Source organism: Bremerella sp. TYQ1 (assembly GCF_020150455.1).
GTDB lineage: Bacteria > Planctomycetota > Planctomycetia > Pirellulales > Pirellulaceae > Bremerella > Bremerella volcania_A.
Genome location: NZ_CP083740.1, coordinates 5031724 through 5050096, shown reverse-complemented (window position 1 = coordinate 5050096; position 18373 = coordinate 5031724). Strand labels below are relative to the sequence as shown.

At 55.0% G+C, this 18373-nt stretch carries 17 protein-coding genes; 1 reads left to right on the top strand and 16 read right to left on the bottom strand.

All coding sequences use genetic code 11. The features are described from left to right. Positions 1-63 precede the first annotated feature (63 nt). The 11 genes from rpsQ to rpsJ form a co-directional block, all read right to left on the bottom strand. A complete protein-coding gene (gene rpsQ, locus LA756_RS20565) occupies positions 64-378 on the bottom strand; it encodes a 30S ribosomal protein S17 (protein ID WP_224436603.1) in 315 nt (104 codons plus the stop codon). A gap of 30 nt (positions 379-408) precedes the next feature. After that, positions 409-612 carry a 50S ribosomal protein L29 gene (gene rpmC / locus LA756_RS20560; protein WP_224436602.1) on the bottom strand — a complete coding sequence of 68 codons (204 nt, stop codon included), beginning with the start codon at positions 610-612 and terminating at the stop codon, positions 409-411. A gap of 73 nt (positions 613-685) precedes the next feature. After that, positions 686-1099 carry a 50S ribosomal protein L16 gene (rplP, locus tag LA756_RS20555; RefSeq protein WP_261362052.1) on the bottom strand — a complete coding sequence of 138 codons (414 nt, stop codon included), beginning with the start codon at positions 1097-1099 and terminating at the stop codon, positions 686-688. Next, positions 1059-1781, bottom strand: coding sequence for a 30S ribosomal protein S3 (rpsC, locus tag LA756_RS20550; RefSeq protein ID WP_224436601.1), 723 nt, complete (start codon positions 1779-1781; stop codon positions 1059-1061). The genes rplP and rpsC overlap by 41 nt, the downstream gene beginning before the upstream one ends. A gap of 46 nt (positions 1782-1827) precedes the next feature. Next, on the bottom strand, positions 1828-2178 hold the full coding sequence (gene rplV, locus LA756_RS20545; protein ID WP_224436600.1) for a 50S ribosomal protein L22: 351 nt from the start codon (positions 2176-2178) through the stop codon (positions 1828-1830). An 85-nt stretch (positions 2179-2263) separates the two neighbouring features. After that, positions 2264-2536, bottom strand: coding sequence for a 30S ribosomal protein S19 (rpsS, locus tag LA756_RS20540; protein WP_224436599.1), 273 nt, complete (start codon positions 2534-2536; stop codon positions 2264-2266). 58 nt (positions 2537-2594) lie between these two features. Beyond that, positions 2595-3455: a 50S ribosomal protein L2 gene (rplB, locus tag LA756_RS20535; protein ID WP_224436598.1), complete on the bottom strand. Its 861-nt coding sequence runs from the start codon at positions 3453-3455 to the stop codon at positions 2595-2597. A 55-nt stretch (positions 3456-3510) separates the two neighbouring features. Then, positions 3511-3837 carry a 50S ribosomal protein L23 gene (gene rplW, locus LA756_RS20530; protein ID WP_224436597.1) on the bottom strand — a complete coding sequence of 109 codons (327 nt, stop codon included), beginning with the start codon at positions 3835-3837 and terminating at the stop codon, positions 3511-3513. A gap of 67 nt (positions 3838-3904) precedes the next feature. Then, entirely contained in the window at positions 3905-4537 is a 633-nt protein-coding gene (gene rplD / locus LA756_RS20525; RefSeq protein ID WP_224436596.1) for a 50S ribosomal protein L4, read from the bottom strand. A gap of 48 nt (positions 4538-4585) precedes the next feature. After that, positions 4586-5275 (bottom strand): 50S ribosomal protein L3, encoded by a 690-nt coding sequence (gene rplC, locus LA756_RS20520; RefSeq protein ID WP_224436595.1) that lies wholly within the window; start codon positions 5273-5275, stop codon positions 4586-4588. Between the two features lie 113 nt (positions 5276-5388). Continuing rightward, on the bottom strand, positions 5389-5706 hold the full coding sequence (rpsJ, locus tag LA756_RS20515) for a 30S ribosomal protein S10 (protein ID WP_224436594.1): 318 nt from the start codon (positions 5704-5706) through the stop codon (positions 5389-5391). 358 nt (positions 5707-6064) lie between these two features. Here rpsJ and LA756_RS20510 point away from each other — a divergent pair, with 358 nt between their 5' ends. Next, complete coding sequence (locus LA756_RS20510; RefSeq protein WP_224436593.1) at positions 6065-6316, top strand: hypothetical protein; 252 nt, start codon at positions 6065-6067, stop codon at positions 6314-6316. Between the two features lie 31 nt (positions 6317-6347). Here the strand turns inward: LA756_RS20510 and fusA are convergent, their stop codons facing one another. The 5 genes from fusA to rpoB form a co-directional block, all read right to left on the bottom strand. After that, on the bottom strand, positions 6348-8426 hold the full coding sequence (gene fusA, locus LA756_RS20505; protein WP_224436592.1) for an elongation factor G: 2079 nt from the start codon (positions 8424-8426) through the stop codon (positions 6348-6350). A gap of 214 nt (positions 8427-8640) precedes the next feature. Further along, positions 8641-9111, bottom strand: coding sequence for a 30S ribosomal protein S7 (gene rpsG / locus LA756_RS20500; RefSeq protein ID WP_224436591.1), 471 nt, complete (start codon positions 9109-9111; stop codon positions 8641-8643). Between the two features lie 88 nt (positions 9112-9199). Further along, positions 9200-9568 carry a 30S ribosomal protein S12 gene (rpsL, locus tag LA756_RS20495; RefSeq protein WP_224436590.1) on the bottom strand — a complete coding sequence of 123 codons (369 nt, stop codon included), beginning with the start codon at positions 9566-9568 and terminating at the stop codon, positions 9200-9202. A gap of 246 nt (positions 9569-9814) precedes the next feature. Further along, complete coding sequence (gene rpoC, locus LA756_RS20490; RefSeq protein WP_224436589.1) at positions 9815-14281, bottom strand: DNA-directed RNA polymerase subunit beta'; 4467 nt, start codon at positions 14279-14281, stop codon at positions 9815-9817. Positions 14282-14438: 157 nt separating this feature from the next. Continuing rightward, a complete protein-coding gene (rpoB, locus tag LA756_RS20485; protein ID WP_224436588.1) occupies positions 14439-18188 on the bottom strand; it encodes a DNA-directed RNA polymerase subunit beta in 3750 nt (1249 codons plus the stop codon). Positions 18189-18373: the final 185 nt, after the last annotated feature.

Genomic DNA, 18373 nt, shown 5'->3' with positions numbered 1-18373 from the left:
CAACCCTATGCCGCGGCCTGGTGGCGTTGGCGGTGTACGGGAGACTCTTGAGTGAGGGCTTGCTTAGCCTTCTTCTTGTTCTTGCAGGTGAGCAGCTGCTTCTCGAGCAGCCTTCAACGCGGCAACGTCCACTTCCGTGCTCTTCTCGACGATTCGCACCAATTCCCAGCGTTTCGTCTTCGAGCGAGGACGGCTTTCAACGATCTCGACCCGATCGCCCAAACCCGACTCGTTGTTCTCGTCGTGTACGTGGCAGACCATGCGGCGCGAGTAGTACTTGCCGTACAGCGGGTGACGAATACGACGAGCGATTTCCACGCGTCGCGTCTTGTCTTGCTTGTCGCCCGTCACTCGACCGACCAATACTTTCTTGGGCATTGCCGAATCTCTCTTAATACTTCGCTTGAATTAGGTGCTGGCCGCGGCGGCTGCTCGCTCGGCTTGAATCGTCTTGATGCGTGCCACCAACTTGCGATTCTTCGCCAGTTCGCTGGGGGCGTCCAAACGCTCGGTCTGGGATTGAACTCGCAGACGGAACAGGGAATCCATGGCGTTCTTCAGGTTCGCCTGGAGCTGATCGTCGCTCAGTTCTCGCAATTCACTTGCTTTCATCGCTCTATTGCCTATCCACGTTTTGTTCGCGGGTTACTTGCCGCCGACCATCGTGGGCGTAGTCCTTGGTGGACTAAGCCTCGGTTGTTTCCAATTCCGGACGCTTACGCACAAAGCGGCAACGAACCGGCATTTTGTGAGCCAAACGAGCGAAACAAATCTTCGCTTGTTGCTCTGTGACACCCTTGAGTTCGTACATCACAGTACCGGGCTTCACGGTGGCAACCCAACGATCAGGTTCACCTTTACCCTTACCCATACGAGTCTCCAACGGACGTGCCGTTACCGACTTGTGGGGGAAGATCCGGATGTACAACTTACCGATACCACGGACGTACTGCTGGGCAGCGATACGACCCGCTTCGATCGTTTGAGCGGTGATATGACCCGCTTGTGTGGATTGAAGTCCAAAATCGCCGAGGACGACGGTATTGCCACGAGTGGCATTACCTTTTATACGTCTTCTTTGGCTTTTTCGGTGCTTCACTCGTCGAGGCATCATAGCCATCGGAGTCGTCCCCTTCGTAAAAACCGTTATTGATCCAGACCTGGACCCCGATGTGTCCCTGCGGCGTACGTGCTTCGGTGAAGCCGTAATCGATCTTGGCCCGCAGGGTGCTCAACGGAATCGATCCTTCAATTTGCTTTTCGCGGCGAGCCATTTCCGCACCGCCAAGACGACCGGCCATTTGGATTTTGATGCCTCGGGCACCGGCCTCCATGGTGCTTTCGATCGCACGCTTCATCGTGCGACGGAAGCTGGCACGCTTGGCCAACTGATCGGCAATATCAATGGCGACCAATTGGGCTCGCAGTTCTGGGCGTCCGACTTCTTCAATCTTCAGATTGATACGTCGGCCGACCAGGTTTTGCAGTTCTTCCTGCAGCTTTTCGACCTCTTGACCTTTCTGACCAATGATCAGACCAGGTCGAGCGACGAACAACGTCACGCGTACTTCGTCACGCGTACGTTCGATTTCGACTTTGTCGATACCTGCATTACGGTACTTCTGTCGAATGCGTTGATCAGGGTGCTTCAGGATGAAGTCACGGATCTTCTTATCTTCCAGCAGCAGGGCTGGAAAATCACGCTTCGACGCAAACCACTTGCTCTTCCAGCCGACCATGACGCCGGTACGAAACGCAACTGGATTAACTTTTTGTCCCATGCTTGTCTCTCGACTCGAAGACGGGGCATGCCACTTGGGCGTTGCCTTAGCCTTGGAGTTCCTCCAGGGTGACGTGAATGTGACAGGTCCGCTTCAAAATCGGGAACGCGCTTCCTCGAGCTCGGGGGCGGAATCGCTTAATGATCGGGCCGCCATCGACGCGAGCTTCCGAAACATAAAGGGCTTGCTGATTAGCAGAGCGGCCTTCGTTCTGTTCGGAATCTTGCGAGTTGCCGATGGCACTCTTGATGACTTCTTCCAGCAGGCGAGCGCCTCGTTGCGGTTGGTACCGCAGAATGTCGAGTGCCTCGTCGGCCAGCTTACCACGCACCAAATCGGCTAGCGGGCGCACCTTTCGCGGGCTGATGCGTGCCAGTCGGTGGGTCGCTTTGAACATGGTTGATCAACTCCTCGAACCACGAGCGAAGGGTCAAGCCCTGCTTGCCGTGGGCAGCCAAGCTGCGTTTGCCAATCGGTATGCGTTATTTCTTCTTCTTATCAGCACCGTGACCGCGGAACGTTCGCGTCGGCGAAAACTCACCGAGCTTGTGCCCGACCATATCTTCGGTGACGTAAACCTTCAGGTGGGCCCTGCCGTTGTGGACCATGAACGTATGACCGACAAATTCCGGGATGATCGTGCAAGCACGTGCCCAGGTCTTGATCGGGTCCTTGGTGCCAGCTTCTTCTTGCTTGGCTACCTTTTCGTAAACGTTCGGGTCGACGTACGGCCCTTTTTTCAGGGATCGGCTCATTCTTGAAAACCTTTAGGATCGCGGCTTGGCGGCCTGACTTACCGTATGCTGGGGATTATTACTTCAACAACTTCAGCAGACCGTAGCGACGCGAACGACGTCGACGAACGATCGAACGGTTGGAAGCCTTCTTACGATGGCGTGTTGCACCACCCTTGGTTGGCTTACCTTGCGGCGTGACTGGATGACGACCACCCTTGGTACGACCTTCACCACCACCGTGCGGGTGATCGATCGGGTTCATTGCGGTACCACGGACGTGAGGACGTCGACCGAGCCAGCGGCTACGACCAGCTTTACCAAGCTGAACTTTTTCATGATCGGGATTGCTGACGCGACCAACCGTTGCTCGGCAGCGGCTGGAAACACGTCGAATTTCACCACTTGGCAACGACAGCTGAGCCCAGTCAGCCTCGCAAGCCATCAACGTAGCGGAGCTGCCAGCGGAACGGCACATTGCACCGCCACGGCCAGGCACCATTTCCACATTGTGGACCGTCGTACCAGCAGGAATCTTGTTGAGCGGCAGGCAGTTGCCCACAGTCGGCGATGCTTCCGCACCACTTTGAACTTTGTCGCCAGCTTTCAGCCCATCGGGAGCGAGGATATATCGCTTCTCACCGTCGGCATAGTTCAGCAGGGCGATACGGGCACTGCGGTTTGGATCGTACTGCACCGAAGCAACCGTCGCAGGCACGCCATCTTTGGCGCGGCGGAAGTCGATCACGCGATAACGACGCTTGTGGCCGCCACCACGGTGACGAGCAGTGATCTTACCTTGGTTGTTACGACCACCGGTCTTCGTAATCTTCTTGAGAAGCTTACGTTCCGGCTTGGCTCCCTTGGTCAACTCCTTGAAGTCGCTGACCGAGGCGTTACGACGCCCAGCGGAGGTCGGCTTGTATTTTCGGATACCCATGGTTCAACTCGTAGTCTATTTCTTGTCGCGGCTAACGGCGGTGGACCAGTAACGATTAATAGAAGTCGATCTTTTGATCTTCAGCCAACGTGACGATGGCCTTCTTCCAGTTACGGGTCGTGCCGTTGCGAAAACGGTAACGGCGGGCTTTCCCCTTACGCGTCTGCGTCTTCACGCTGGCGACTTTGACGTCGAACAACTCTTCAACCGCTCGGCGGACATCCAACTTGGAGGCAGCCGGGGCGATCTCGAACGTGTACTGATTCAAGTCTTCCGAAGCTTGAACACCCTTTTCCGTAACCAACGGACGCAAGATCACCTGGTGTGATTCCAGCGTTCGGGTCGGTGTGTCTTGGCTTGGTTTGTAGTAAGGCCGTGCCATGGTGGCACCTCTGTCGCTATGTCAGGTTGAATTGATTTAGTGCTAAGCAGCCAATCGATTGATGCGATTACTCGCTCTTGCCACCGTTACGCAAAGCGTCGAGGGCAGCTTTGGTGATCACCAACTTGCGAGGACGAAGCACCGAGTAGGCATTCAGTTCCGTCACAGGGCTAACCGAAACACCTTCGATGTTTCGAGCACTGCGATAGAAGACTGGATCGTGCTTATCCAAGGCGATCGCAACCTTTTGACCGTAAACACCCAACGCCTTCAAGGCACCAGCGACGTTCTTGGTCTTGATTTCCTCTTGAGCAAAGTCGTCAACAACAACTACTTGCTCACCCTGGATCTTGCTGGCGATCGCCATGCGAGTCGCAAGCTTCAGGGCTTTCTTGTTCAGGCGGTACGAATAGTCGCGAGGGCGAATCGCGAAGATGTGACCACCACCACGGCGAACGCCGCTACGCTTGGAACCAGCACGTGCATTACCGGTACCCTTTTGGCGATACATCTTCTTGGTTGTGCCAGCGACTTCAGCACGCGTCTTGGTGCGGTGTGTACCTTGACGAAGATTCGCCTGGTACATCACGACAGCGTCGTGCAGCAATTGCTTGTTGATCGACGGAGCGATTTCAGCCGGGTCAAGCTCGTACTTGCCGACTTCCTTTCCGCTCTTGTCAAAAATGGGCAAACTCACCATGGGATTATTCTTTCACGCGAGGCGCGACTTGTTTCCTGAGGAACGCCGTTAGCGGACCATATTGGTTTCACGAACGATCACATATCCGCCGTTGGGGCCTGGCACGGCACCGTTAAGCAGAATCACGCCGTTTTCTTCGTCGACCTTGACAACTTTCAAGTTACGAACGGTGGTCTTGGCATTACCGTACTGGCCGCTCATCTTCAAGCCTTTGAACGTACGGCTTGGATAGGCACTGCAACCGGTACCACCGGTGTGACGGTGAACTTTCTTCACGCCGTGGGTGGCTCGCTGACCAGCGAAGTTATGACGCTTCATCACACCGGCGTAACCGCGACCGCGGCTAGTACCAATGACGTCGACGCGAGCAGCTTCTGCGAGAACGCCGATGCCGACCTCTTGGCCAACTTCAGCACCTTCGATCGAACCGCGAAGCTCACGAACGAATCGTTTCGGTTCGCAACCTGCCTTTGCAGCGGCTTCACCACCAGCGGCGGCGAGCTTCTTCGATCGCTTGCTCGAGAGAGGAGCAACGTGACCACGTTCGCTACGAATCGCCAAACGGCGAGGCTTATCGTCGTATCCGAGCTGAATTGCTTCATACCCATCACGCTCCAAGGTTCGCACTTGAAGCACGTGACAGGGACCTGCCTGAACAACCGTAACCGGGATCACTTCCCCAGACTCTGTATAGACCTGGGTCATCCCAACCTTACGGCCGAGTATGCCTTTTGCCATGATTCGTCGCCTTGTAGTCCGTTGCTCGCTTCGATGGATCAGCCAAGTCGGCCAATTACCACCCGAAGCTTCCAGCCATCCAAAGACTCTTTAAAACGAGCTGTGAGGGTAAACTATTTAGTGGTTGCCTTGATCTTGATATCGACACCAGCGGGCAGATTCAGCTTGTTGAGCGATTCAATCGTCTTGGCGGTTGCCTGAACGATATCGATCAGACGCTTATGCGTCCGAACTTCAAACTGCTGACGTGCCTTCTTGTCGACATGCGGACCTGCGAGAACGGTGTAACGTTCAATGCGAGTCGGCAACGGAATGGGACCATGCACTTCCGAATGGGTCCGCTTCGCCGTGTCGACGATATCGAGAGCACTCTGATCCAAGATCGAGTGATCGTAAGCTTCCATCCGAATGCGAATAACTTCTTTCGCCACGCGTCTGATCCCTATGAACTGTTCCCGGATGCCCGGGCCTGTAAATTTCTTTTCGCTCCCTAGTCGCTCTTTGAGCTGTGCGGGAAACAGATGATATTAAAAATCCAAGGCGACTTCGTCAATGGGCGCCGTGTTTGTTTTCGAACCTTTTTCGAAGGCTTATCTCGAATGACACAAAAACCTTCGTTTTCCCGGGCAAAACCGCATTCGAAGCGGGTGACCGCGGAAGGGTGTTTTGGGGAAATCATGTCGCATTCCTACGGCGAGTTTGCCTATTGAGTCGAATACTCGCACGCGACATGGCATAATTGACCGACCAAATCGCAATACAGCCCATCGCTAGGCGAGGGAGCACCCCTTGAGTGACAGCCCAAACTACCAGCTCAGCCTCAAGTCAATCTTCGTCCTAATGGCCATAGCCGCGGTCGCCGCACTGCTCTTCAAGGCGGCCGGATTCCATGTCGAGCGATTTCTTGCCGCAGTTGCCCTATTTGTCGTCGTGATGTTTTATGTGATTCAAGGCTTGCGAATCCTGGTCAACGAAAACAAGACCGCCGGTCAAGCCTATCGGCAGCTGAAAAGACTGCTGGGCGAAACCGAGGACCAATAGCCCGGCATTCCCCCTGCGACCCTTCGACAGCTTACATAAATTGCTTCATCACCTCCGGCGGGGCAGCCGCGTATTTCAGTGGCTCCATGCTACTGGAAGCCCGGCCCTGGCTTAGACTTCGCATCGCGCTCGAATAGCCAAACAGCTCTGCCAGGGGGGCATGCGCTTCGATAATTGCGTCGCCGGATCGATTCTCCGTTTTGGCAATTTCTCCACGACGTTTCATGATATCCCCCACGAAATCGCCCATATAGTCCTCAGGAGTCGTGATAATCAGCTTCATGATCGGCTCAAGCAGCGTCGGCACGGCTGCCTCCAACCCCTTCTCGAACGCATCACCTGCGGCAATTGCGAACGCGGTATCGGTAGAACCGACCTCGGCCACTTCGCCATCGAGAATTGTGATTTTCAGATCCGCCAGGGGGAAACCACCGATAATTCCACCACCAACAGCCCGACTGCGGAGCTCCTCCATCGCAGCTTCAACCAGGTTAAACGGAACACTTTCTGGCGGCACCCTTGGAATGATGATCACCGGCTGCTGCTGATTCGGGGCATGCTCGACTTGAATCGTCAGCTTCGCAAAGAGCTGCTGTCCCTGAATAATTCGATGGCATTCGCCGGTTACCTTGGCCGATTTACCGACCGTTTCACGGTAACTGACACGCGGCTTATGCACTTTCACGTTGAGCTTGAAATCGCGTAGCAGGCGATGGCGAATCACCTCCAAGTGCAATTCCCCCATCCCGCTAATGATCGTTTGGCCGGTATCTTTGTTTTCGTCCGCTGCAAACGTGGGATCTTGCCGCCGCAGCATCGTCAACGTCTCGGAGAGCTTGTCTCGATCGGCCGAAGACTCTGGCTCAATGGCCATCCCAATCACGGTTTCCGGGAAGTTGATCGACTCGAGCAGGATAGGATTCCGCGTATCGCAAAGCGTGTCCCCGGTCACCGAATGCCGAAGCCCAATGATGCCGACGATATCCCCCGTACCAACGTGATCGACTTGCTCCTTTTTGGCGGCCTGAATGTGCCACAGCTGGGCACAGTTCTCTTTCACGTCTCGACCAGGATTGAGTAGCCGCGAGTTTGGCTTGAGCTCGCCGGAATAGACACGCACCCACGTCATATCGCCATGCTTCGCCGGAAGCACTTTGAACACCAAGCCGCAGAACGGCTCGCTCGGGTCAGGATCACGCTTTTCCGATTGATTCTTCTTTGTCGGATTGGTGCCGACAACCGACGGCACGTCCTTCGGGCTCGGCAGGTAGTGCGTAACGGCATCGAGAATTGGCTGCACCCCAATGCCATCGAGGGCCGAACCACACATCAGCGGCTGAAGCTGACGAGCCAGTGTCCCTTCACGCAGCACTTTGCGAATCAATTCTGCCGGGATGGGCTCCTCCGAAAGGCTAAGCTCCATCAACTCGTTGCTCAGGTCGTATAACTTTTCGAGCAGATTATCTCGCCACTGCTGTGCCTTTTCGACGTAATCCTCAGGGATATCGAGCACATCGACCGTGCGATCCTGATCCCCTTCGCCGAAGTGCAGCATCTTCATGTCAATCAGGTCGATCACACCGCGAAACGCGTCGGCAACATGCGGCGGTCCAGCCCCGACAGGGATTTGAATCGGCACCGGATTCGCCTTCAACCGCTTCTCGATCTCCTCGAGCACCGAATAAAAGTCGGCACCTTCGCGATCCATCTTATTAATGAAAGCGACGCGAGGAACTTTGTATCGATCAGCTTGACGCCAAACCGTCTCACTTTGCGCCTCCACCCCTTCACGGGCACTGAAGACAACAACGCCACCATCCAGCACGCGCAGACATCGCTCGACTTCAGCTGTAAAGTCGACGTGACCAGGCGTGTCGATCAGGTTGATCGTGTGATCTCGCCAAGGAAACGTCACACACGCAGAGTAAATCGTGATCCCACGCTCTGCTTCTTCCTCATCGAAGTCCGTGGTGGTGTTCCCTTTGTCAACCTCACCGACTTTGTGCGAGGTACCACTGTAAAAGAGCATCCGCTCGGTAACCGTGGTCTTTCCGGCGTCGATATGGGCAATCACCCCGATATTGCGAATGTCTTCAAGCTTACGATCCATGACTCTACTGCCGACCGAGACTGGCCGGACCTTTCTTACTTCTCGATGTTCGACAAAAGGGAATATCTATTTTGCCGGTTTCTGATTCGCTCGACTATGCCAGGAAATAGATCTTCTTTCCCATCCTTGGAATCTTAGAACCACGGAGCAGGGCAGTGTCAGCGCATAAAAAAAGCCGCACTTGTGAAGAAGCACGGCTTTTTGCTGAGCGGTCTTACCAGGCGAAGTGAGCGAATGCCTTATTCGCATCAGCCATACGGTGAACGTTTTCACGCTTGGTGTAGGCGGTACCTTCGCGGTTGTAAGCGGCGAACAATTCATCAGCCAGCTTCAAGTGGGTCGGACGACCCTTCTTTTCGCGAACAGCCGACAGCAACCAACGCAGAGCGAGCGACTGCTGACGGGTACGATTGACCTGCATCGGAACCTGGTAAGCAGCACCACCGACTCGCTTCGAGCGAACTTCGATGTGCGGCTTAACGTTCTCGACAGCCTGGGTGAAGACGTCAATCGGCTCTTCATCCGGGACACGCTTCTTCAGTTCGTCCATAGCACCATAGAAGACTTCCTGTGCGGTCGTCTTCTTGCCATCCTGCATCAGGCAGTTGATGAACTTGCTGGCCAAGATCGACTTGTAACGCGGATCTGGCTTCAACGTTTCGCGGCTGGCGGTAATCTTACCCATCGTTGGTAACTAACTATTCGCTATTGTTCGGTTTACGGAATGTAATCAATTGCGGGATGCCGGGGCAAATGGCCCGAAAGCATCGCGATTAGCCCTTCTTCGCACCGTAACGGCTGCGGGACTGCTTACGACCGTTGACACCCAAAGCATCGAGGGCACCACGGACGACTTGGTATCGCACACCAGGAAGGTCGCGAACACGACCGCCACGCACGAGCACGATCGAGTGTTCCTGCAGGCTGTGACCTTCACCGGGAATGTAAACGGTGACTTCCTTCTGGTTCGACAGACGCACACGAGCAATCTTCCGAAGAGCCGAGTTTGGCTTCTTAGGGGTCATCGTGCGGACCTGCAAACACACACCACGCTTCTGCGGGCACTTCTCCAAAACTGGGGACTTGGAGAACTTACGCTTCTTCTTCCGCGGCTTACGAACGAGCTGATTAATGGTGGGCATAGGTCGCCGTTACTTTTCCATAGGGCCGCAGCCAACTGGGCGGCCGAATTTCTGTTTGCTTACTGTCGCTTCCCACGGATTATGGGAAGCCCTTTAAATTATCCGATTGCTGACGGCTGTCAACCCGTAATGAAGTTCCTCACGGGAAAACAAGCTCAGGAAAGGAACATGGCCACGCGGACGTGGCCATGGCACCCTTGATATGGGATCCGATCGGGCTCTTACATTTAGCCCAAACGGTTTTGTTTACAGTTCGTCCCGATTTGGATCGAAGCCTTCTCCACCACCATCTTGTGGTGGCTGCGGCTGCTGAGGTGGCTCCGGAGCTTGCGGCGGCTGTTCGCCATAAGTCGGGCCTTCGGTCGCAGGAATCGAACCGCCACCGAGCAAGCTTTCCAGCCCAGGAGCTGGTGCCATTTCGGAGATGGCAGCTGGGCCAGGACCTGGCTGCTGCGGCTGTTCGCCACCATCTTGAAGCAGCGGGAAGCTTTCTTCCAGCGTTCGTTCGCGAGTTCGCGACGCCAACTCGGCCAGCGCTTCAGGATTGATGCGAACTTCGGAATCTTGGAAGCTGCGGAAACCGGTACCAGCAGGAATCAAGTGCCCCAGGATCACGTTTTCCTTCAGACCGATCAGTTCGTCCACTTTGCCAGCCAGAGCTGCTTCGGTGAGCACCTTGGTCGTTTCCTGGAAGGACGCGGCCGAGATGAAGCTGGAACTTTGAACGGCAGCCTTGGTGATCCCCAAAAGCTGTGTCGAAGCACTTGCTGCAGCAGGCTTTGCCCCCTTGGCAGGCGTACCACCGAGCGATTCGATCTGGCCGTTTTCCTGCTCCAGAGCTTCCTTCGGCACGATCATGCCTTCGGTGAACTGCTGCGAGTCGCCAGGATTGCTGATCTTCAGGCATCGGGAAAGCTGCTCGTTCGCTTGACGGAAATCGAACTTATCCATCACTAGACCAGGCAACAGGCTCGTATCGCCAGCCGAGTCGACCATCACCTTTCGCAGCATGCGAGCGACGATGATTTCGATGTGCTTGTCGTTGATTTCCACCCGCTGACTGCGATAAACGCCTTGGATTTCGTGCAGCAGGTACTGCTGAACGGCTTCTTCGCCGGAGATTCGCAGAATGTCGTGCGGAACGAGTGGTCCGTCAATCAAAGACTGACCAGCTTTCACGTAGTCGCCGGTGTGAACCAGGAATCGCTTACCGTGCGGCACGAGGTGTTCGCGTTCGATACCTGATTCGTTGCGGACGATGATCGTTCGCTTACCACGCTTCTTCTCGGAAAGAATCTCGACCACACCATCGATCTCAGCCATCACAGCTGGATCCTTTGGCTTACGAGCTTCAAAGATTTCCGTGACTCGCGGCAGACCACCGGTGATGTCCTTAACACCGCCCGATTCACGAGGCGTACTTGCCACCGTGCTACCGGCCGAAACCTTGGCACCTTCTTCGGCGTCGATGATCGCCTTTTCAGGCAGGTAATAAACGTCGAGCGGCTTGCCATCTTCGTCTTCGATGACCAGCTGCGGATGGAAGTCACCCTTGTGCTCGGTGATCATGCGACGTGTGGTACCAGTCGAGTCATGCTCGATGATCATGGTCTCGCCTTCGACCACGTCTTCGTAACGAACACGACCACCCACTTCGGCAACGATCGGAATCGAGTAAGGGTTCCAAGAGCAAAGTACGTCGCCGTTCTTCACCTCTTGGTTCTCTTGAACTTCCAGCGTCGCACCGGTTGGCACGTCATAGCTTTCGATTTCACGACCCTTGGCGTCGACGATCGTGATTTCACCATTTCGGGTGAGCACGATGTTTTTGCCTTCGTCGTTGGTCGCCGTACGCATACGGGTAAACTTGACGAAACCACCACGCTTGGTTTTCTTTTCGTGCTCTTCAGTATCGGTAACGGCCACACCACCGATGTGGAACGTACGCATCGTCAGCTGCGTACCAGGTTCACCAATCGACTGAGCTGCGATGATCCCGACGGCCATGCCTTCTTCGACCTGATCGCCGGTCGACATGTCCATACCGTAGCAAGTCTTGCAGCAGCCGAGACCGCTTTCACACGTCATTGGGCTACGAACTTGGATTCGTTCGAGACCCATCTTTTCGATCTTACGGGCAACATCGGTAGTGATCATTTCGTTTTCACGAACGATCACTTCGTCGGTGATTGGGTTCACAATGCTCTGACGGCTAACGCGACCTTTGATCGCATCTGCCAGCGAGACTTCGACTTTTTCACCGCGGTAAATGACCCCCTTGGTGATCCCCTGCGTAGTACCACAGTCGTCCTGGGTAACCACCACGTTCTGAGCCACGTCGGCCAGCTTACGAGTCAGGTAACCGGAGTCAGCCGTTTTCAGAGCCGTATCGGCCAGACCCTTACGAGCACCGTGCGTCGAGGAGAAGTACTCGAGCACCGTCAAGCCTTCACGGAAGTTCGACTTAATCGGCGTCTCGATAATTTCACCGGACGGCTTAGCCATCAGACCACGCATACCGGCGAGCTGACGAATCTGTTCGGTACCACCACGAGCACCCGAGTCGGCCATCAAGTACACCGGGTTGATGTAACCATGACCGCCACGGTCGTCGTTCTTCATCTCGGTCATCATCTCGGCAGTAATCTGCTCACGAGCATGTGTCCAAGCGTCGAGGACCTGGTTGACTCGTTCCTTGTCGGTGATCACGCCGCGTTCGTACAGCTTCTTAAACTTGATCACCTTCTTTTCGGCGTCGCCAATAATCTTGTGCTTCGAGTCTGGCGTCACCAAGTCGTCGGTTGCGAAGGAAAGACCACTACGAGTCGATTCGCGGAAACCGAGTTGGTTCATATCGTCCAACAGGTTGATCGTCGCACGACGACCGAGACGCTGATAGCAGTCCGAAATCACCTTGGACAGCTCGCCGCTACCTAGCGAATAGTTGTAGAAGTCCATTCCTTCAGGCAGCATTTCGTTGAACAAAACACGACCGAAGGTGGTCTCAACAATTCGCGTTGGGTTCGACTCGTCGTCTTCGCCTTTGAGCATACGCCCTTCCGGCAGACGAACTTTGATTAACGCATGCAGGTCGATAATACCCTGAGCAAACGCGTAGTCTGCTTCGTCCATCGACGAGAAGGTCATCCCTTCACCGGGACGATTCGGCAGACTGATGGTAATGAAGTTACAACCCATCACCACGTCCTGCGACGGGCTCATGATCGGCTTACCGTTGGACGGCGCGAAAATATTGTTCGTCGCCAACATCAGCGTGTGGGCTTCGACTTGAGCTTCAATCGAAAGCGGCAAGTGAACCGCCATCTGGTCACCGTCGAAGTCGGCATTGAAGCCTTTGCACACTAACGGATGCAGGTGAATTGCGTTCCCTTCCACGAGGGTCGGCTCGAAGGCCTGGATACCCATACGGTGAAGCGTTGGAGCACGATTCAAAAGAACCGGGTGATTCTGAATCACCGATTCCAAGATGTCCCAAACCTCTTCATCCTTTCGTTCGAGCATCTTCTTGGCGCTCTTGATCGTGTCGGCGTGACCGAGCACTTTGAGCTTGCGAATAATGAACGGTTGGTACAGCTCCAGGGCGATCTTCTTAGGCAAACCGCACTGATGCAACTTCATACGCGGACCGACCACGATCACCGAACGAGCGGAGTAGTCGACACGCTTACCGAGCAGGTTTTCACGGAAACGACCCTGCTTACCTTTGATCATGTCGGTCAGCGACTTCAGCGGACGATTGCTGGAACCGAGAACCGGACGCTTACAGCGGTTATTGTCGAACAATGCATCGACCGACTGCTGCAGCATTCGCTTTTCGTTACGAATGATGACTTCCGGAGCGTTCAAGTCGACCAACTTACGCAGACGGTTGTTGCGGTTGATGATACGACGGTACAAGTCGTTCAAGTCGGACGTGGCAAAGTTACCGGAGTCCAACAGAACAAGTGGACGCAGATCGGGAGGAATGACCGGAATGACATCCATGATCATCCATTCCGGCTTGTTGTCGCTGTCGCGGATCGATTCGACGATCTTCAAGCGATTGATGTAGTCCTTACGCTTCTGCTTGGAACCGGTTTCGGCCAGGTCCTTACGCAGATCGATTGACAACTGAACGAGGTCCAAGCCTTGCAGCAGCTTACGAACCGCTTCGGCACCCATGTCAGCTTCGAAGGAACCGGAACCGAACTGCTCGACGGCACCTCGGTACTCTTCTTCGGTCAGCGTCTGGAACTTCTCCAAGTCGGTAGAGCCTGGATCGATGACGACGTAATCCTGGAAGTAGATCACCTTTTCCAGGCTCGATGTCTTCATCGCCAACAGGTTACCCAGTCGGCTAGGCATCGCCTTGAAGAACCAGATGTGCACGATCGGGGCGGCGAGTTCAATGTGCCCCATGCGTTTACGGCGAACGCGGCTGTGGGTGATTTTCACGCCACAGCGATCGCAGATCATGCCTTTGTATTTCATCCCGCGGTACTTACCACAGGCACATTCCCAGTCCTTTTCAGGGCCGAAGATGCGTTCGCAGAACAAACCGTCCTTTTCAGGGCGGTAGGTACGATAGTTGATCGTTTCCGGCTTTTTGACTTCACCGAACGACCAGCTGCGAATGTCGTGAGGCCGTGCAAGGCTGATCTTGACCGCGGTGTAATCGTTGATTCGGTCGTAAGAGCTTTCGAGAATACTCATGGCCCGTGCTCCTTATATTATCCCGTTAGGATGGTCGATTTGGTGAAGATTCAGCCGGTCGCTTGATCAGGAACCAGCCGCGGGGTCGCCCAGTGCCAGCTAGCCGCGAGTGCGAACCAGCAATATGCTGGCTCGCCGCAGCCGAGGCCGCCTGAAATTACAGGCGGCGTTTTTCCAGCTGCATGTTCAACCCCAGCCCTCGGATTTCGTTGGTCAACACGTCAAAGCTGGCGGGCGTACCGGCTTCAAGCGTGTTTTCACCTTTGACCATCGATTCGTAGATTTTCGTACGTCCTTCGACGTCGTCACTCTTCACAGTGAGCAGCTCTTGCAGGATGTAGGCGGCACCGTAGGCTTCCAGAGCCCACACTTCCATTTCCCCGAAACGCTGACCGCCGAATCGTGCTTTACCACCAAGCGGTTGCTGGGTAATAAGCGAGTAAGGCCCAGTGCTTCGAGCGTGCACTTTGTCATCCACCAAGTGATGTAGCTTCAGCATGTAGATGTAACCGACCGTCGTTTCCTGGTTGAGAGCCTGACCGGTACGTCCGTCGTGAAGGCGAGCCTTCCCGTGACGTGGCAGACCAGCCTCTTCCAGGCAGTCGTTGATGATTTCTTCGCTCGCCCCGTCGAACACTGGCGTGATCGCTTGGAAACCGAGCTTGGCACCGGCCCAACCCAAGTGGGTTTCCAGAATCTGCCCCACATTCATACGGCTAGGAACGCCGAGCGGGTTGAGCATGATCTGGATTGGCGTGCCGTCTTCCAAAAATGGCATGTCTTCCACAGGTAGGATCTTCGCGATCACACCCTTGTTACCGTGGCGACCGGCCATCTTGTCACCCACCGAGATAACTCGCTTGGTGGCGATGTAGACCTTCACCATCTGCAGCACACCGCTGCGAAGCTCGTCGCCTCGCTTCATGCTGTTCAGCTTGCGGTCACGCTGATCGATGGCCAACTCAATGGCAGGCCACTTCGCAGCGTACAGCTGACGGATTTGGGCAACGCGTTCTTCGCTCTTGAGTGGTTCCAGGATCTTGTACAGACGGAACTGGGTAGCCTGTTCCGCGATGTACTTGGCGTCCTGATCACGCGTGAGCGGCGTGCCATCTTCGTCGGTCACGGTCTTGCCGAGGATTTTTTCGACTTCGCCGATAAACTCGGAGAAGAGATCCGAAATGGCATTGTTGCCCTCGGTCTCGGCGTCTTTGAGCGTCTTCTCGAAAGCCTTTCGTTCGTCGTCCGAGAGGCTCATGCGGCGAGCAAACTTCTCGGCTTGAACGACGATCCCTTCGATACCGGATGGGACTTCCAGCGAATCGTTCTTCACGTCTTCACCGGCACGACCAAAGATCGCGTGCAGCAGCTTTTCTTCCGGCGTCAGTTCGGTCTTGCTCTTCGGCGAAACCTTACCGACGAGGATGTCCCCAGGCTTGACGTACGTACCGACTTGAACGATCCCGCTCTCGTCGAGATTACGCAGCATCTTTTCCGAGACGTTCGGAATGTCTCGCGTGAAGTCTTCGCGGCCCAACTTTGTTTCGCGAATTTCGACGTCGAATTCTTCGATATGGATCGAAGTGTAAACGTCTTGCTTCACCAGCTCTTCGCTGATGATGATCGCGTCTTCATAGTTGTAGCCATCGAACGACATAAAGCCGACGAGCACGTTACGGCCGAGAGCCAACTGACCGCCGTGGGTCGCCGCACCATCTGCCAGAACGTCGCCTGCGGTGATCTTTTGCCCCATCTTCACGACAGGGTGCTGATTCAAGCAGGTTCGTTCGTTCAGACCGACGAACTTACGCAGGTCGTAAACATCTTCAGCATGCTCTGCAGCACCACTACGCTCGACAATCACCTTCAATGCGTCGACGTATTTCACTGTGCCGTCATACTTGGCACGAATGATCATGCTCGAGTTCATCGCCACGTCGCGTTCGACGCCGGTACCGACGATCGGAGGCTCGGCGATCAGCAGTGGCACTGCTTGCCGCTGCATGTTGGAACCCATAAGAGCACGGTTCGCATCGTCATGTTCCAGGAACGGAATCAACGCTGCGGAGACACCGACCATCTGGCAAGGTGCCACGTCGATGTATTCGACTTCTTCCGGAGCAACCATTTCGAAGTCGCTGCGGTAACGAGCGATGATCAGATCACCCAGCAGGTTGTCGTCATCGTCGGTCGGCGTATCGGCCGGAGCCACCAACGCGTCCGATTCTTCGTCGGCTCGCAGCCAAACAAAACCCTTGGCGATCTTACCGTTGGTAATCTTGCGATACGGCGTGATCAGGAAGCCATACTCGTCCACCGAAGAGTAGAGAGCCAAGCTGGAGATCAGACCGATGTTCGTACCTTCCGGCGTTTCAATCGGACAGATACGACCGTAGTGAGAAATGTGAACGTCGCGGACTTCAAAGCCTGCACGCTTACGATTCAAACCGCCTGGACCGAGAGCCGACAAACGACGTTCGTGCGTAAGCATCGAAAGCGGGTTAGTCTGGTCGACCACCTGCGAAAGCTCGCCACGGCCGAAGAAGTATTCGATCGCTGCCGAAATGCTCTTCGGGTTAACCAGGTTACGCGGAGTCATGTCTTCCGCGTCCTTCAGGCTCATTCGCTCTTGAACCGTGCGACGCAGCTTCAGGAAGCCCTTACGCATTTCGTCGCAGGCCAACTCGTCGATCGTTCGGAGACGACGATTACCCAAGTGGTCGATATCGTCGATACGAGCTCGTTTGTCACCTGACGAGAGATACAAGATGTACCGAATCGCCGCGATCAGGTCTTCCGGACGAAGGGTCTGCTGACCTTCGTCGATGTCGAGACCCAGCTTTCGGTTCATACGGAAACGACCGACGCGACCGAGGCGGTAGCGGTTTTCGTCGTAGAACTTTTCAGCGAACAACGTCTTCGCTTTTTCCAGCTGCGGAGGATTCCCTGGACGCAGACGCTGGTAAATACGAAGCAATGCTTCCTCGTGACTCGAGGTGTTGTCTTCGCCCAACGCGTTGAAGATCAGCGGAGTCTTTGGCGGCTCCATGACTTCGACCGTATCGATACCAGCCGAGCAAATCAATTCCGCGATGTTGCGGCTGATCTTCTGACCTGCTTCGAGGATAATTTCCCCAGCACGGTCGTTGCCACTTGGGTAGATAATGTCGTCAACCGCGATCTTGTTCTCGATCTTCGAGACGCTACGGCCATCTTTGACCGTTTCGACCGAAGATTCATAGAACGCTCGGATCACGTCGGCGTCGCTACTAAACTCTGGCGACATCGCTCGCAGAAGCGTCGTCGCGGCGAATTTACCGCTCTGGTCGATACGGACTGTGAGCGAGTCTTTCTTCGAGACATTGACTTCAATCCAGCTTCCGCGCTCTGGAATCACGCGACAGCTTGGGAGCTTCTTGTCCGAAGTAGTGTCTTGCTCGAGAACGAAGTCGACACCAGGGCTGCGGTGCAGCTGGCTAACGACAACACGCTCGGCACCATTGATGATGAACTCACCACCACCCAGCATGACCGGCAAGTCACCCAGGTAGACTTCTTCTTCGATCGGCTCTTCTTTATTCAAGCGGAGCCAAATTCGGAACGGACGACCGTAGGTTAACCGCAGCTGCTTACATTCCTCTGGCGTGTAGCGCGGCTTGCCTAGTTCATACCGGACATAGTCCAGCTGATTCTGGCCATCGTAACTTTGGATGGGGAAGATCTCTCGCAGGACACTTTCGATGCCCAGCTCTTGATCTCGCTCTTCCGCATCGAGTTCCGCTTGCAGAAAGTTTTTGTAGCTCAGGGTCTGAATTTTCGTCAGATCCGGCGGAGCCATGTAAATCGATTGACTTCCAAACCGACGAACTTCAGTGGGTTCCAGCCGTCGTTGCGACGAGGTAGCCATAGGCGACGCGACTCCTTGGGCGGCAAATCAAAAAACAACATGCTCTCACGCTAAATCAAGCGCAGACCGAACGCAGGGTTCTAGCAGGCGGCCTGAGACAGATAGCGGGAAAGCATGAGCGATACGGGCGGACAGTAGAGGTTCAGATTTAAGCAGACCCGCGAAAGCGCGCAGCTGGCGCCATG